This is a genomic window from Bifidobacterium sp. WCA-178-WT-4B (assembly GCF_009696495.1).
Classification (GTDB): Bacteria; Actinomycetota; Actinomycetes; order Actinomycetales; family Bifidobacteriaceae; genus Bifidobacterium; species Bifidobacterium infantis.
In genome coordinates, this window is the sequence record NZ_VULV01000002.1 from 14,039 (window position 1) to 28,673 (window position 14,635).

General features: G+C 63.4%; 10 protein-coding genes. 5 read left to right on the plus strand and 5 right to left on the minus strand.

The features are described from left to right. The first annotated feature begins 13 nt into the window (after positions 1–13). Positions 14–1,681 (plus strand): ABC transporter substrate-binding protein, encoded by a 1,668-nt coding sequence (locus FYJ31_RS01890; RefSeq protein ID WP_032744280.1) that lies wholly within the window; start codon positions 14–16, stop codon positions 1,679–1,681. A 90-nt stretch (positions 1,682–1,771) separates the two neighbouring features. After that, positions 1,772–3,454 carry a dipeptide ABC transporter ATP-binding protein gene (locus tag FYJ31_RS01895; RefSeq protein WP_154535824.1) on the plus strand — a complete coding sequence of 561 codons (1,683 nt, stop codon included), beginning with the start codon at positions 1,772–1,774 and terminating at the stop codon, positions 3,452–3,454. A gap of 106 nt (positions 3,455–3,560) precedes the next feature. Here FYJ31_RS01895 and FYJ31_RS01900 read toward each other — a convergent pair whose 3' ends face one another. From FYJ31_RS01900 to FYJ31_RS01910, 3 genes are read right to left on the minus strand one after another with little or no spacing between them, the layout of a single operon-like run. After that, positions 3,561–4,553 carry a hemagglutinin gene (locus FYJ31_RS01900; protein ID WP_195839409.1) on the minus strand — a complete coding sequence of 331 codons (993 nt, stop codon included), beginning with the start codon at positions 4,551–4,553 and terminating at the stop codon, positions 3,561–3,563. 2 nt (positions 4,554–4,555) lie between these two features. Then, positions 4,556–8,692 (minus strand): ATP-dependent RNA helicase HrpA, encoded by a 4,137-nt coding sequence (gene hrpA, locus FYJ31_RS01905; protein WP_154535825.1) that lies wholly within the window; start codon positions 8,690–8,692, stop codon positions 4,556–4,558. Next, positions 8,682–9,338, minus strand: a complete 657-nt coding sequence (locus tag FYJ31_RS01910) for a class I SAM-dependent methyltransferase (RefSeq protein ID WP_032744283.1) — start codon at positions 9,336–9,338, stop codon at positions 8,682–8,684. The genes hrpA and FYJ31_RS01910 overlap by 11 nt, the downstream gene beginning before the upstream one ends. 158 nt (positions 9,339–9,496) lie before the next feature. Between FYJ31_RS01910 and hflX the strand changes: the two genes are divergently transcribed. Next, complete coding sequence (hflX, locus tag FYJ31_RS01915) at positions 9,497–11,002, plus strand: GTPase HflX (RefSeq protein ID WP_032744285.1); 1,506 nt, start codon at positions 9,497–9,499, stop codon at positions 11,000–11,002. A 180-nt stretch (positions 11,003–11,182) separates the two neighbouring features. After that, positions 11,183–12,145 carry an L-lactate dehydrogenase gene (locus FYJ31_RS01920; protein ID WP_065436250.1) on the plus strand — a complete coding sequence of 321 codons (963 nt, stop codon included), beginning with the start codon at positions 11,183–11,185 and terminating at the stop codon, positions 12,143–12,145. Positions 12,146–12,288: 143 nt separating this feature from the next. On the opposite strand, the gene FYJ31_RS01925 is transcribed toward FYJ31_RS01920, so the two are convergent. Together FYJ31_RS01925 and lexA are read right to left on the minus strand one after the other, a co-directional pair. Continuing rightward, positions 12,289–13,227 (minus strand): cation diffusion facilitator family transporter, encoded by a 939-nt coding sequence (locus FYJ31_RS01925; protein ID WP_012577216.1) that lies wholly within the window; start codon positions 13,225–13,227, stop codon positions 12,289–12,291. Positions 13,228–13,392: 165 nt separating this feature from the next. After that, complete coding sequence (gene lexA, locus FYJ31_RS01930) at positions 13,393–14,118, minus strand: transcriptional repressor LexA (protein ID WP_007052535.1); 726 nt, start codon at positions 14,116–14,118, stop codon at positions 13,393–13,395. Positions 14,119–14,268: 150 nt separating this feature from the next. Here lexA and FYJ31_RS01935 point away from each other — a divergent pair, with 150 nt between their 5' ends. Beyond that, a complete protein-coding gene (locus FYJ31_RS01935; RefSeq protein WP_154535826.1) occupies positions 14,269–14,619 on the plus strand; it encodes a LysM peptidoglycan-binding domain-containing protein in 351 nt (116 codons plus the stop codon). Positions 14,620–14,635 lie beyond the last annotated feature (16 nt).

Sequence of the window (14,635 nt, forward strand, 5' to 3'; positions counted from 1 at the left end):
GAGGAAAACCATCATGAAGAACAACGCATGGCGCGTATTCGCGGCGGGGGCTTGTGCCGCGGTACTGGCGCTGTCCGGCTGCGGCGCGTCCAACGACAACGCCGCCACCGGCTCGGCGAGCGGCACCACCGTCAAGGGCGGCACGCTGAACGTGCTGCTGTCCAGCACGGAGATGGATCTGGACCCGGCCAAGAGCCAGGGTCTGCCGACCACCACGAACGGCAACATCTTCCGCCGCCTGACCGCGTGGAAGATCACCGACAAGGGCGAGACGAAGGTCGTGCCCGATCTGGCCACCGACACCGGCAAGTCGAGCGACGACGGCAAGACGTGGACGTACACGCTCAAGGACGGGCTCAAGTTCTCCGACGGCACGCCCATCACCTCCAAGGACGTCAAGTACGGGCTGGAGCGTTCCTTCGCCGACTCGCTGACCGGCGGCCTGAGCTACCACAAGACGCTGCTCGAGGGCGCGCAGGACTACCACGGCCCGTTCGACGGCCAGGAGCTCAGCTCCATCGAGACGCCGAACGACAAGACCATCATCTTCCACCTCAACGCGCCGTTCGGCGACTGGCCGTGGGTCGTCTCGCTCGCCGCGTTCACCCCCGTGCCCGACGGCAAGGGCCCGGCGTCCGGCTACGGCAAGCTGCCGGTGGCCTCCGGCCCGTACAAGGTCGAGTCGAACGAGGCCGGCAAGCAGGCCGTCTTCGTGCGCAACACCTACTGGGACAAGAAGACCGATCCGGTGCGCACCGCGGGCCCCGACAAGATCGTGTTCAAGATGGGACAGGACACCTCGGTGGCCGCCCAGTCGATCATGCAGGGCACCGGTGAAGGCAAGAACTCGTTCCTGTCCGGATTCGTGCCGGCCGCGCAGCTCGCGCAGGCGCAGGCCAACCCGAACTACAAGAAGCTGCTGACCACCAGCGGCGACGGCGCGCTGGAATACCTCGCCATCAACACCCAACACGTGAAGAACGCGAAGATTCGCCAAGCGCTGCAGTACGCGGTCGACAAGAAGGCCTACCAGACGGCTTCCGGCGGCGAGATCGCCGGCAACTTCGCCACCACGCTCATTACGCCCGGCATCGAGGGCCGCGAGGACTACGACCTGTACAAGGCCGATCCGACCGGCGACGTGGACAAGGCCAAGCAGCTGATCAAGGAGTCGGGCGAGCAGGCCCCGACCCTCAAGCTCATCGCCACCTCCGCTCAGGCCGAAACCGCCTCCTCGATCCAGACGAGCCTCAAGCGGGCCGGCGTCAAGGTGGACATCCAGACACTCAACGACGATGTGTATTCCGATACGCTGACCAACGACAAGGGCGACTACGATCTGGCCATCAGCTCGTGGCAGCCCGACTTCCCGTCGCCCTACGCCAACATCTCCCCGCTGTTCGACTCCTCGCAGATCGGCCACGGCAACTACAACCTGGCCCGTTACGCGAACCCGAAGGTCGACGAGCTGATCAAGAAGGCCACCGAGACCATCGATCAGACCGAGGCCGGCAAGATCTGGGCCGAGGCCGACAAGACGATCATGGCCGACGCGCCGGTCGTGCCGCTGATCTATTCGAAGAACACGTTCATCCACGGATCGAACGTGACCAACTTCGTCATCGGCAACTTCCCGGCGTACCCGGACTACACGCAGGTCTCGCTCGCCAGCGCGAACTGAGCCGGCATCCGCATCCGGCGCGCGCCGGCGGCAGGGTCCGCTGGCGCGCGCCGGACGCATTCCAACGCTTGTGCATCCAAGGAGCTTCCAATGAGTGAACCACGCGCGATCGTGACCGTGGACGGTCTGGCCGTCAGCTTCGACGAGCGGGAGGTGACCCACGGCGTCAGCCTCAGGCTGTTCCCGGGGCGCATCACCGCTCTGGTCGGCGAATCCGGCTCCGGCAAGTCGGTGACGGCGATGGCGCTGCCCCGTCTCGATCCGTCGGTGGCCAGCGTGAAGGGCCACGCGTACCTTGACGACGCCCTTGTGGATGACGGGCCGGACTCCGGTCCGGGCGGCGACGGCAAGGACGCCGCCGGCCGCGGCATCGATCTGCTGGCCGTCGACGCGCCGCTGCAACGCATCCGCGGCGAATACATCGGCACGGTGTTCCAGGAACCGTCCACCGCGTTCAATCCGGTGTTCACGCTCGGCGTACAGGTCGCGGAATCGCTCAAATACCACCAGAAGCAGCTCAGCGCCGCCGAGCGCAAGGCCAAGGTGCTCGAACAGCTGCGCGAGGTCGGGCTCGACGACGCCGAACGCGTGTGGTCGTCGTACCCGCATGAGCTGTCGGGCGGCCAGCTGCAGCGCGTGATGATCGCCATGGCGATCATCAACCGACCCAAGGTACTCATCGCCGACGAGCCGACCACCGCGCTCGACGTGACCACGCAGAAGGCGATTCTCGCCCTGATCTCCTCGCTGGCGGTCGACCTCGATCTGGCCGTGCTGCTCATCACCCACGACATGGGCGTGGTGTGGCAGGCCGCGCAGGACGTGTACGTGATGCACAACGGCGTGATCGTCGAGCAGGGGAGCGTCGCGCAGGTCTTCCGCCACCCGTCCGACGACTACACGCGGATGCTGCTCGACGCCGTGCCGCGCCTGCGCATCGACGAGCATGCGGCAGACGGCGAACATGCGGCCGGCGGCGAACGCATCACGGAAAGCGACGCGCCCGGCGGCGGCAGGCGCATCACGCAGGTGAACGACGTGGCCGTGTCGTACAAGGCCGGCAGCTTCGCCGTCAAGGACATCTCGTTCGATCTGGTGGCCGGCAGGACCCGCGCGCTGGTGGGCGAATCGGGAGCCGGCAAGACCACGATCGCCAAGGTGATCTCCGGCCAGCTCGCGCCAACCTCGGGCACGGTGCTCATCGAGGGGGAGGATCTCGCCAAGGCGCATGGCAGGCGCAAGCGCGAGATCCTGAAGCATATGGGCTATGTGTTCCAGGACAGCGGATCGGCGCTCAACCCGCGCAAGTCCGTGGCATGGAGCATCGGCGAGCCGATGCTCGTGCAGGGCGGGCTCAGCGAGACGGACCGGCGCAAGCGCGTCCTTGAATTGCTTGATCAGGTGGAGCTGCCCGCCGATGTGGCCGGCCGGTTCCCGCACCAGCTGTCGGGCGGCCAGCGCCAGCGCGTCGGCATCGCGCGTGCCTTGGCGCTCAACCCGTCGCTGCTCATCGCCGACGAGCCGACGTCGTCGCTGGACGTGACCGTGCAGCGCAAGGTACTCGACCTGCTGCGCCGGCTGCAGCGCGAGCACGGTTTCGCATGCCTGTTCATCACCCATGACCTGGGCATCGTGCAGGAGGTGTCCGACGTGATCACGGTGCTGCGCCACGGGCGCGTCGTGGAGAGCGGGGAGACCGGCCGCGTGCTCAACCATCCCAAGGCCGAGTACACGCGTACCCTGCTCGACGCCTCCCCGAAGATCGACCTGTGAGCCGTGCCGCCCGTCATCCGGCCGGTTCTCCGGCCGTGCGGCGGGGCGGCGACGGCGCGGATGACACCTAGCCTTACCGTGGTTTCGGTTTTTGCCGTTCCCGCCCCTATCGGCGCGCGGCACCGAACCAGTTGGTGTAGATGAGGGCGAAGTTGCGGTTGCCGTAGCTGGAGCATGAGTCGCCCTCGCCGAACCCGGCCGCCAGCGAGGCGTCGTTCGGCTGGTAGGGCGTGTAGATGTAGAGCAGCGCGGTCGCCTTGTTCTCGATGTACACGTTGGTGCCGCCGCACCCGGCATCCGGGTGGTACTGGATGTAGTTCAGCGCGTTGGCGTGATAGCCGTAGGCGCTTTCATGCGCCACGTAGTATTGGTAGCGGTGCGCCGCCCCGTACACCTGTCTGAAGAAGCCGGCATAGGCCGGATCGCAGTTCGCGTCGTCCGGGCAGCTCAGCCCCATGGCGGCCTTGTACTGGAAGCCCGTCGGATCGGCGGCCGTGACCAGGTGCTGCTCCTTCTGCATCACGGTGAGCAGCACCTTCTGGCTGATGCCGCACGCGCGCGCCGACTTGCCGATGATCGCGGCCGCGGTCTCCTTTCTCGCGCCCTCGTACGCCGCGCAATACTCGTTCGCCGCCTGGTCCTCGGTGTCGAAGGTCATGGTTTTCAGGCACCGGGAACCGCTGCACGCCGCGCCCTGCTTGTCGAGGAACGACTGGACCTCGGCCTCGCTCATCGCATTGGCGTTGAAGAACTGGCCGTCCGAGATGATGTCGCCGGGATTGAAGTCGTATTGCTGCGTCAGCTGTAGCTGACGGGCCTCGGCCTCCTGCACGTCGCGACGCCACTGGACGACCCGCACAGTGCCCACGACCAGCGCGACCACGCATGCGGCCGCCACCACGGTGACCAGCACAGCCGCGACGCGCTGCGCCAACCCGGCCCGCTTCCACCAGCGCGCCGGGCTGAGCGGATACCTGCGATTGCGCGGGCGTTTGCCCGGGCGACGTTTGCGATTGCCGCCTGACACGCCCCGCCCCGCGACAATCACGTTCGCCCTGCCGCGCGGATTGGCCGGCTTGCGCCGTTGCGTCGTCGCCATCGCTACGCCAGCGCCTTCTTGATGCGCTGCAGGCTCACCGGCTTGGCGGTGCCGAGTTCCTGCGCCCACAGGGACACGTAGAATTCCTCGAGCATCCAGCGGGCGGCGGTCGCCTGCTTCATCAGCGTCTCGTGGCGGGGGCCGGCCGGCTCCGCCTTGGCCTTGGCCATCGCCTTGTCGACCAGCGTGCGGGCCTCGTCGGCCTCCCACGCCCATCGCACGTCGCGGTTCTTGTCGGCCTTCGCCTTGGTCAGGCGCATGAGATCGGCCTGCAGGTATCGGGAGATGTTCGTCAGCGCGTCCGGGGGAGCGGCTCCGACGAATCCGGGGAACACCAGCGTGGCGATGTGCTCGCGCACCGACTGCAGCACCGAAAGCATCGGCAGATCGGCCTTGCCTCCGGTGGCCTTGTCCACTTCGGCATACGCCTTGAGCACGGCGATCACGTCATGCGCCACCTGATAGACGGTGTCCTCGTACACTTCGCGCACATCGAGCACCGCATTGGCCAACGCCTCATCGTCCGAGAGACTGTCGACATTCGGCATCAGCCGTTTGACCGTGGCCAGCTGCAGGTCCTCGACCAGATCCTTGGTGGACCGATACGGGGCGGACGCTAGCATCAACGCCTCGGTACCCAGCCAGCGCGACGAAATGCGTTCGGCCGGCAACCGCAGCGCATCCAATGCGCCACGCCAGAGCATCGTGGCCCGGGACTCGGTGGTGGCACCCGCCTTATGCAACAGGTTCGCCTGACTGACCAGCTTGCCCTGTTCTCCAGCCTGATCGGCCTGCTTCTTGACCATTTGACGGGCCGACGCCTCCGCCTGCGCGGCGAACTTGCGTTGCAGCGCCTTCAGATCCTTGGACACACCCAGCACCTTGACGGGGCCGCGCGCATGCCGGCGTCCACGAGGGTGCTTGCCGGCCGGCAGTTGCTGCTCCACCGAGAACGTGACCCTGAGATACGGGGAAAGACGCTCGACCAGTTCCGGCCCCAACACTTCGGGATGAATCTGCGCACCCTTGGTGGCGATGGCCGCCTTGGTGAACACATGTGCCAGATCGGGCCAGCCAACGGTCGTGCCATCCTCATCCACCGGCGGCAGATTCGGCTTCTGCTGCGAGCCCGAGCCCGGCAGATCCGGGTAATGCTCGTCGATCCAGTCACGAATCGCACGCGCGGCATCCGGGGCCGGCACGAACTGGACGCGCAGCTGCTTGGGCAGCGCCTTGATCATCGACAGGATCAGCTCATCCAACAGGCCCGGCACATTCCATGTGAACTGGTCGGGCGTGATACGCGAGAGCGCCTTCAACGGCACATGCACGGTGACGCCGTCGGCCGGGTCGGCCGGATCGTACACGTAGCTCAAACGCAGGTCGATGGGTTGGCCGTCCGATCCGGTCGTATGCCAATGGTCGGGGTAATCGTCCAGGCTCACCGAATCGCTGGATGCCAGACGCTCCACCTTGGCCGGGTCGAAATCAAGCAGATTCGGCTGACGGTCATGCTCGGACTTCCACCATTTCGCCAGATCGGCCACGCTGGTCACATCGTTGGGAATGACCGCGTTGTAGAAGTCGAACAGATCCTCGTCGGACACGGTATCCGCCAGCTGGCGGGTGCGGCTCGCATCATCGGCGGCATCCTCGAGAATGTCGCGGTTTTTGCCCACAAAGTCGTCGTAACTGAAACGCTGCTGAATATCGCCCTCGACCAGACCCTGGCGAATCAGGAAGTCGCGCGCCTCAAGTGGATTGATGCGTCCCCACTGCACGGCACGGTCCTGTACGATCGGCAGACCATACAGCAGCACGCGCGCGGTGGCCACAGCCGAGCCACGCGAACCCGACCAGTGCGGCTCCGCATACGTGGTGCGGGTCAATTGGCCGGCCAACGGTTCGGCCCACGTCGGGTCGATGGCCGCCGAATAGCGGGCCCACAGGCGAGAGGTCTCCACCAGTTCGGTGCTCATCACCCATGACGGGGTCTTCTTGGCCACGGCGGAGGCGGGGAACAGGGCGAAACGGGTGCCGCGCGCGCCCTGATAATCGTTCTTCGACTGTTTCTGGGCGCGTTTCATCGCACGGGCGCGCGCCGCACCGGTCAGCCCCGCGAAATCGGATGCCTTGGGCTCACGCACCACCTGCATGCCCATCATCGACAGCAATCCGGCGAGCATCGACTTGTGGATGCCATCCGCATCCCACGAGCAGCACAGCGAATGCGCGGCCTGCTGATTCAACGGCATCTGGCGAATCTCCAAGCCTGGGCGGGAGGCGGGCAGCGGGTCGCCGACCTTGAACCGCAGCTCCCGGCACATCTGGCGCAGCTGGGAGACGAGATCCTTCCACTGGCGCATCCTGAGCCAGCTGAAGTACTCGGTTTTGCAGATGCGTCGCAGCGCGTTGTTGCTCGGGTCGCCGTCCGCCTGGAACACGCGGTCCCAGATGTTCAAGGCCGTCAGGAAGTCGGAGGTCTCATCCGCGTACCGGTTGTGGATGCGGTCGGCATCCTCACGCTTGTCGTCCGGGCGTTCACGTGGGTCCTGCAAGCTCAGGAACGCCACGACCACGAGCACCTGGGCCAGAAGATTCGGCGAACCGGTCTTCGCGGCTTCGATAACCATACGTCCCAGACGCACGTCGATGGGGATGCGCGCCAGCTGACGGCCGGTATGGGTGAGCGTCACCTCGCCGCGCTTGCGGCCGATGGCCTTGAGCTCGGTGAGCTCATTGAAACCGTCCGACACGGCCTTCATATCCGGCGGATCGATGAACCCGAAGTTCGTGACGTCCTCGGCCGTGCGGGCCACGCCCACCGACAGCATGTGGAGCACCACGGCACCCAGCGAGGTACGCAGGATTTCCGGCTCCGTGAAGCGCGGTCGGGTCTCGTAATCCTCACGCGAATACAGGCGGATCGCGATGCCGTCGGCCACGCGGCCGCATCGGCCGGACCTCTGGTCGGCACTGGCCTGGCTGATCGGCTCGATCGGCAGACGCTGGACCTTTGCAGTCTTCGAATACCGGGAGATACGGGCGGAACCGGGGTCCACCACGTAGCGGATGCCGGGCACGGTCAGCGAGGTCTCAGCCACATTGGTGGCGATGACGATGCGCTGGTGAAGGTGCGATTCGAACACCTTGTGCTGGTCGGCGGCGGACAATCGCGCGAACAGCGGCATGATCTCGATGGCATCCGGCCGGCGCATGTCGTCGGCGCGCGGGCCGTAATGATGCCGCAGTGCGGCCTCGAACTCGTGGATGTCGCGCTCGCCGGAGGCGAAGACCAGAATATCGCGGGGACCGCGCTCGTGGGAGGAGTGGATCACCAGTTCGGCGCAGGCTCGAGCCACGGCCGTGGGCATATCGGTGATGCCGTCGTCGGCATAGGAGGCACCGGACCGGCCGCGGGGCCGGTCGGAATCGGATTCCGCGATGGCGCTGGCCAGCTCGTCGTAATCGGCGTCACCGGGGCGAGCGCCCACCGCGAATCCCGGCACTTCGCGCATCAACGCGGGCGCGGTGCCAAGCGGCTCGTAGACCACCTGCACGGGGAAGGTGCGGCCGGAAACCTCGATTACCGGCACCTTCTCATGCAAGGCGTGCTCGAAATGCTCCTGGAACTTGACCGAATCGATGGTCGCGGAGGTAATGATGAGCTTCAGATCGCGGCGCTGAGGCAGCAGTGCCGTCAGATAGCCGAGCAGAAAGTCGATGTTAAGACTGCGCTCATGCGCCTCGTCGATGATGATCGTATCGTATTGGGTGAGTTTCGGATCGCGCTGGATCTGGGCGAGCAGAATACCGTCGGTCACGACCCTCAATCGTGTGCTGGGCGAGCTTTCGTCGGTGAAACGCACCTGATAGCCGACCTCGTCACCGAGCTTCACGCCCATCTCCGAGGCGATACGTTCGGCCACCGTACGCGCGGCGATGCGGCGAGGCTGGGTGTGCACGATCTGCTTGCCGTGCGTGCCACGGCCAAGCTCAAGCAGGATTTTCGGCAGCTGTGTGGTTTTGCCCGAACCGGTCTGGCCGGACACAATAACGACTTGGGAACGTTTGACCGCGCTGGCTATCTCATCACGCGCGGCAGATACGGGAAGTTCTGCAGGATACTCATATTTCATGACGAACTTCAATGATACGGAAGCCCTTGGAGCTCGCGTATTTGCTCGCAGTGAACCCCTCGCCGAGCGCATCGTCCAGCCAGGGGATCAGCGAATCGGAGCCGAGATTCTTCTGCACTACGAGATAGGCGGCGCCGCCCACCTTGAGCTTCGGCAGCCAAGCCATAAGCAACGTATGCAGCGCTTCCTTGCCGACTCGGATCGGCGGATTCGACCAAATCGCATCAAACGTGAGGTCGCCCGGCACCGTCTCGCAGAACGCCGGCTGGTTCTCGGCGGGCAGGGGAGTGCTGGACTCGTCCACCTGAGCCGTATGAATGTTCGTGCGGCCGTTCGCCTGCGCGTTGGCATGGGTCAGGTCCAGCGCGCGTTCGTTGACATCCACCGCCCACACGTTCGCTTCGGGCGACTCAAACGCCAATGTCAGGGCGATAGGGCCCCAGCCGCAGCCCAAATCCAGGAAATCGCCGGTAAGCGGCGGCTCGGGCGCATGCTTCAGCAATACCGACGTACCGAGGTCCACGCGCGAGCCGGAGAACACGCCGTTCGACACCTGAGCGGTCGTCTCATGGCCGCGCAACGTTACGTTCAATGTGCGGCGCACATCCTTCGACGCGGGTTCCGCAGAGAAATACTGTTCTGCCATGGTCGCTCCATTTCTGCGGGATTCGCCGCTCTCGTATGCCGACCTGTATCAGCCGGCCTATGCCGGTACGTGCCGATCTATGCCAGCATGTCACCTCATGTGATGATAATAAAGGACCATAGAAGAATCGTGAACCATTCCAACCAAACGAGGCGCACTTGACCGACAACACCCAGTACACCGACATCGACCGCGGCAACAACGACGTTACCCCTGAAGGTGTGCTGGCCGGGCAGTCCGAAGTGCTGCTCGACGACAGCCAGCGCGCGACCGGCTGGCATGAGGACGCCAACCAGGAATGGGAGGAGCGCGAGGCCCGCAACGAGCTCAAGCATGTCGCCGGTCTCGGCGAGCTGCAGGACGTCACCGAAGTCGAATACCGCAAGGTGCGTCTGGAACGTGTGGTGCTCGTCGGCGTCTGGTCGTCCGCCGTCACCACGCAAGCCAAGGCCGAGGAATCGTTGAGGGAGTTGGCGGCGCTCGCCGAAACCGCCGGTGCGGTGGTATGCGATGGTTTGCTGCAGCATCGCTCCAAGCCGGATGCAGCCACGTACGTTGGTTCCGGCAAAGCCAAGGAGATTGCCGACATCGTGGCGCGTGAGGAAGCCGATACGATTATCGTGGACGACGACCTGCCGCCGTCACAGCGCCGTGCATTGGAGGACGCCGCCAAAGTCAAGGTGGTGGATCGCACCGCGGTGATTCTGGACATCTTCGCCCAGCACGCCACCTCGCGTGAAGGTAAGGCGCAGGTGGAGTTGGCGCAGCTCGAATACATGCTGCCCCGACTGCGTGGTTGGGGTGGTTCGCTGTCCCGCCAGGCCGGCGGTCGCGCGGCCGGCGCGGATGCGGGCATCGGATCGCGAGGCCCGGGCGAGACCAAAATCGAAATGGACCGTCGTGTGATTCGCACGCGTATCGCCAGACTGCGCCGTCAGATTCGTGAGATGGCCCCGGCGCGTGAGGTCAAGCGCGGTTCGCGCCGTCGCTTCGGCCTGCCCACAGTGGCCGTGGTCGGCTACACGAACGCCGGCAAATCCTCGTTGACCAACCGTCTGACCGGCTCGGCCGAACTGGTGGAAAACGCGCTGTTCGCCACATTGGACACGGCCGTGCGCCGCGCCAAAACCCGCGACGGACGCGCTTACGCCTATGTGGACACGGTCGGTTTCGTGCGCCGCCTGCCCACCCAGCTGGTCGAGGCGTTCAAATCCACCCTGGAAGAGGTGGCCGAGGCCGATGTGATCCTGCACGTGGTCGATGGCTCACACCCTGACCCGTTCTCTCAGGTCGATGCGGTCAACGATGTGTTGGCGGACATCGAAGGCACGGCCTCGATTCCTCGTATTCTCGTATTCAACAAGGCCGATCAGGCGGACGAGACAACTCGTGAACGACTTGCCGCACTGCAGCCGGATGCGTTCATCGTCTCCGCCTATACCGGTGAGGGATTGGACGAGCTGCGTACCGCGGTCGAAAGTCTGCTGCCGGTCCCGCATGTGCATGTCAACGCTCTGCTGCCGTATACCGCTGGCTCCCTGATCTCTCGTGTACGCGAATACGGCAAGGTAGACAAGGTGGAGTACCGCGATGATGGCATACAGCTTGAAGCGGACGTTGACGCCCATCTTGCCGCTCAGGTGGTCGAACAGTCCATTGACTAACGTGATAAACATCACAGTTTGTTTGGGAGCGCTAACAACCGTTGAGAACATTACCGTACCGTTATCAAACAGGGTGGTGCGCTGGTAGCAAAACGTCTTAGCGGGTTTATAGAGTGAAGACGTTAGTTACAAGGCCTGCCATTCATCAGCAGACCGCCTTTGAAGAGAGGTTCATCCATCATGGCGGAAACTACCGTTAAGCCCACGAAGCTTGCTGTTATTGGTGCCGGTGCCGTTGGCTCCACCCTTGCCTTCGCCGCCGCCCAGCGTGGCGTCGCTCGCGAGATCGTGCTTGAAGACATCGCCAAGGAGCGCGTGGAAGCCGAAGTGCTTGACATGCAGCACGGCTCCAGCTTCTACCCGACCGTGTCCATCGACGGTTCCGACGATCCTGAGATCTGCCGCGACGCCGACATGGTCGTCATCACCGCTGGTCCGCGTCAGAAGCCGGGCCAGTCCCGCCTGGAGCTCGTTGGCGCTACCGTCAACATCCTCAAGGCCATCATGCCGAACTTGGTCAAGGTGGCTCCGAACGCCATCTACATGCTCATCACCAACCCGGTCGACATCGCCACCCACGTCGCCCAGAAGCTCACCGGCCTGCCCGAGAACCAGGTCTTCGGCTCCGGTACCAACCTGGATTCCGCTCGTCTGCGCTTCCTGATCGCCCAGCAGACCGGCGTCAACGTCAAGAACGTGCACGCCTACATCGCCGGCGAGCACGGCGACTCCGAGGTCCCGCTGTGGGAGTCCGCCACCATCGGTGGCGTTCCCATGTGCGACTGGACCCCGCTGCCCGGCCACAGCCCGCTTGACGCCGCCAAGCGCGAGGAGATCCACCAGGAAGTCAAGAACGCCGCTTACAAGATCATCAACGGTAAGGGTGCCACCAACTACGCCATCGGCATGTCCGGCGTCGACATCATCGAGGCCGTGCTGCGCGACACCAACCGCATCCTGCCGGTGAGCTCCATGCTCAAGGACTTCCACGGCATCTCCGACATCTGCATGTCCGTGCCGACCCTCCTGAACCGTCAGGGCGTCAACAACACCATCAACACCCCGGTCTCCGACAAGGAGCTCGCCGCCCTGAAGCGCTCCGCCGAGACGCTGAAGGAAACCGCCGCCCAGTTCGGCTTCTGATAAAAATCGCTGTACGGAGCGCCTTTCGCACCGCACAAGGCTTGACCTACCTTTGTAGGCCTTCATCTTGTGCGGCACGAAGGTCGCGCATGTACAGCGATTTTCTATACCCTGCTGAATGCTCCCGTTGAGAGCATTTTTTTTTATTCGTGGAATTCGTTGGGGGAGTGGGAGCTATAGCCCTCGGGCTCGAGCTGGAAGGTGGTGTGGGGGATCGAGACCGGGAAGTGCTCGCGCAGGCAATCCTGCAGTTGGGTGAGGATTGTGGCGGCATCTTCCATGGTGAGGTCTTTGTCAACTACCACGTGGGCCATCAGAATCGGCATGCCGGTGGACACCGTGCTGGCGTGGAGGTCATGCACGGCAAGCACATGCGGCATACTTTCCAGATGTTCGCGTACCTTATCGAGGTCAAGTCCATCCGGCGTTTCCTCCAGCAGCACCTTGACCGCGTTGTGCAGCAACTTGATGGCGCGCGGAATCATCATCAGTGCGATGACGGCACCGGCCACGGCGTCGAAGCCATTCCATCCGGTGGAGATCATTACCAGGGCAGAGGCCACCACGGCCACCGAGCCAAGTGCGTCATTCATCACCTCGAGGAACGCGGCCTTCATATTCATGTTGTCTTCGCGCTGCGAGGCAAGGATAAAAATCGAGATGATATTTGCGGCAAGACCCAGAATGCCCACGAACAGCAGCAAGCCGATATCGTCGATTTCCGCTTTGGAACCGCCGAACAGACGCATGCCGGCCTCCACCAACGCATAGATGCCAACGACGAGCAGCACCACGGCACCTGCGGCAGCGGTGAGCACCTCAAGCCTGGCCCAGCCCCAAGTACGAGTGTTGTTGGGCTTGCGGCGCATCAGTATGGCGGTGATTGTGGATGCCACCAGCACGGACATGTCGGTGAGCATATGACCGGCATCCACCAGCAGGGCCAGTGAGCCGGTTAAAACGGCCGACACCACTTCGATGAGGAAGACCGAACCGGTGACGGTCAACGTGGCAATCAGCCTGCGCTGATGCGCGGCAGGGTCTACGGATGTGGATGATGCGGGTGCATGGGTATGAGCCATATGTACTCCTTCGCTCTATCGAGTTGAAACCGCTTCTCAATACCATTTGCGATATGGTCTGAATACGACGAAACCCCGGCGCGAGGCCGGGGTTTCGTAAGCTGTGTGCGACTATAGCACGACCAGCGCGATTCAGCGCACGCTGATCAGCTGGTGGCGAACAGGCTACAATTTGCGCAGTACGGTGACCACCTTGCCCATAATCGTTGCATGTGTGCCGTCGATGGGCGAGTATGCGGGGTTGTGCGGCATCAGCCAGACATGGCCGTTTTCCTTGCGGAAGGTCTTCACCGTGGCCTCGTCATCCAGCAGAGCGGCGACGATATCTCCGTTGACGGCGGAATTCTGTTCTCGCACCACCACATAGTCGCCATCGCAGATAGCGGCATCCACCATGGAATCACCGTGGACTTCCAGCATGAACAGGGTGCCGGAGCCGGTCAGCCGTTCCGGCAGACGCATGACGTCGTCCACATGCTGTTCGGCGGTAATTGGCACACCGGCGGCAATACGGCCGACGAGCGGCACATCGTGTGATTCGGCAATGGCTTCGGCGGGGAATTGGTATATCTCCGCCACATTACTGGTGCTGGTTGCCTCTTCGCTGGCTTGGGAGGGCTTTTCGGCATTCGGGGCGGATCCTGCCACCACCTCGATGGCGCGACCCTTGTTCGCGTTCATGCGGATGAAGCCCTTGTCTTCCAAAACTTGTAGCTGATGCTTGACCGAAGACGGACTTTTGAGCCCGGCGGCATTTCCGATTTCCCGGAAAGAAGGAGCGAAGCCTTGTTCGTCGATATGCGTGCGAATGGCGTCCAACACTTTGCGCTGGCGGTCGGTTAGGGTGGACTCGTCCGGCTTCTGCTTGGGGGAGAAGGGAATGGTGCTCACGTCAGGGCTCCTTTCGTTATGCCACCAGCATAACGTGTTGTTCGCGTGAAATCAAACATCTGTTCGAGTTTCTACTTGACCGTGTCGAACATTTGTGCCATTATAAGAACAGTTGTTCGATAGAACATCTGTTCGAGAGAGGTGGTCGTGATGACTGGTTCAATGGTGATGGCCCCGGCCTGTAGCGCACGTGTAACTATGCAGCATGCTGGAACGTCCCGCCGGAATGTGCGTGGGAGGATTATCGCAGTGATGGTCGCCTTGGCGCTTGCTTGGTGTGGTTTCGGCGCGTTTACCGCTCAGCGGGCCCAATCGGATACGGGGGCCACGCAGGTGACCAGTTATATCGTGCGGCCGGGGGATACGCTCTGGTCATATGCTTCGGCTATCACGCCTGCTGGTCATGATGTATCGGAAACGGTGGATGAACTGATTGCGTTGAACAATCTTGAGTCCGGATCATTGCAGGCCGGGCAGCGCATTATTGTTCCGGCTGAGTAAATGAAACCCGATCGGC

What these genes read in the sequence shown, in the direction of transcription:
- FYJ31_RS01890 (WP_032744280.1), top strand. Translation starts at nt 14, where the DNA reads ATGAAGAACAACGCATGGCGCGTATTCGCGGCGGGGGCTTGTGCCGCG.
- FYJ31_RS01895 (WP_154535824.1), top strand. Translation starts at nt 1,772, where the DNA reads ATGAGTGAACCACGCGCGATCGTGACCGTGGACGGTCTGGCCGTCAGC.
- FYJ31_RS01900 (WP_195839409.1), bottom strand. Translation starts at nt 4,553, where the DNA reads ATGGCGACGACGCAACGGCGCAAGCCGGCCAATCCGCGCGGCAGGGCG.
- hrpA (WP_154535825.1), bottom strand. Translation starts at nt 8,692, where the DNA reads ATGAAATATGAGTATCCTGCAGAACTTCCCGTATCTGCCGCGCGTGAT.
- FYJ31_RS01910 (WP_032744283.1), bottom strand. Translation starts at nt 9,338, where the DNA reads ATGGCAGAACAGTATTTCTCTGCGGAACCCGCGTCGAAGGATGTGCGC.
- FYJ31_RS01920 (WP_065436250.1), top strand. Translation starts at nt 11,183, where the DNA reads ATGGCGGAAACTACCGTTAAGCCCACGAAGCTTGCTGTTATTGGTGCC.
- FYJ31_RS01925 (WP_012577216.1), bottom strand. Translation starts at nt 13,227, where the DNA reads ATGGCTCATACCCATGCACCCGCATCATCCACATCCGTAGACCCTGCC.
- FYJ31_RS01935 (WP_154535826.1), top strand. Translation starts at nt 14,269, where the DNA reads ATGACTGGTTCAATGGTGATGGCCCCGGCCTGTAGCGCACGTGTAACT.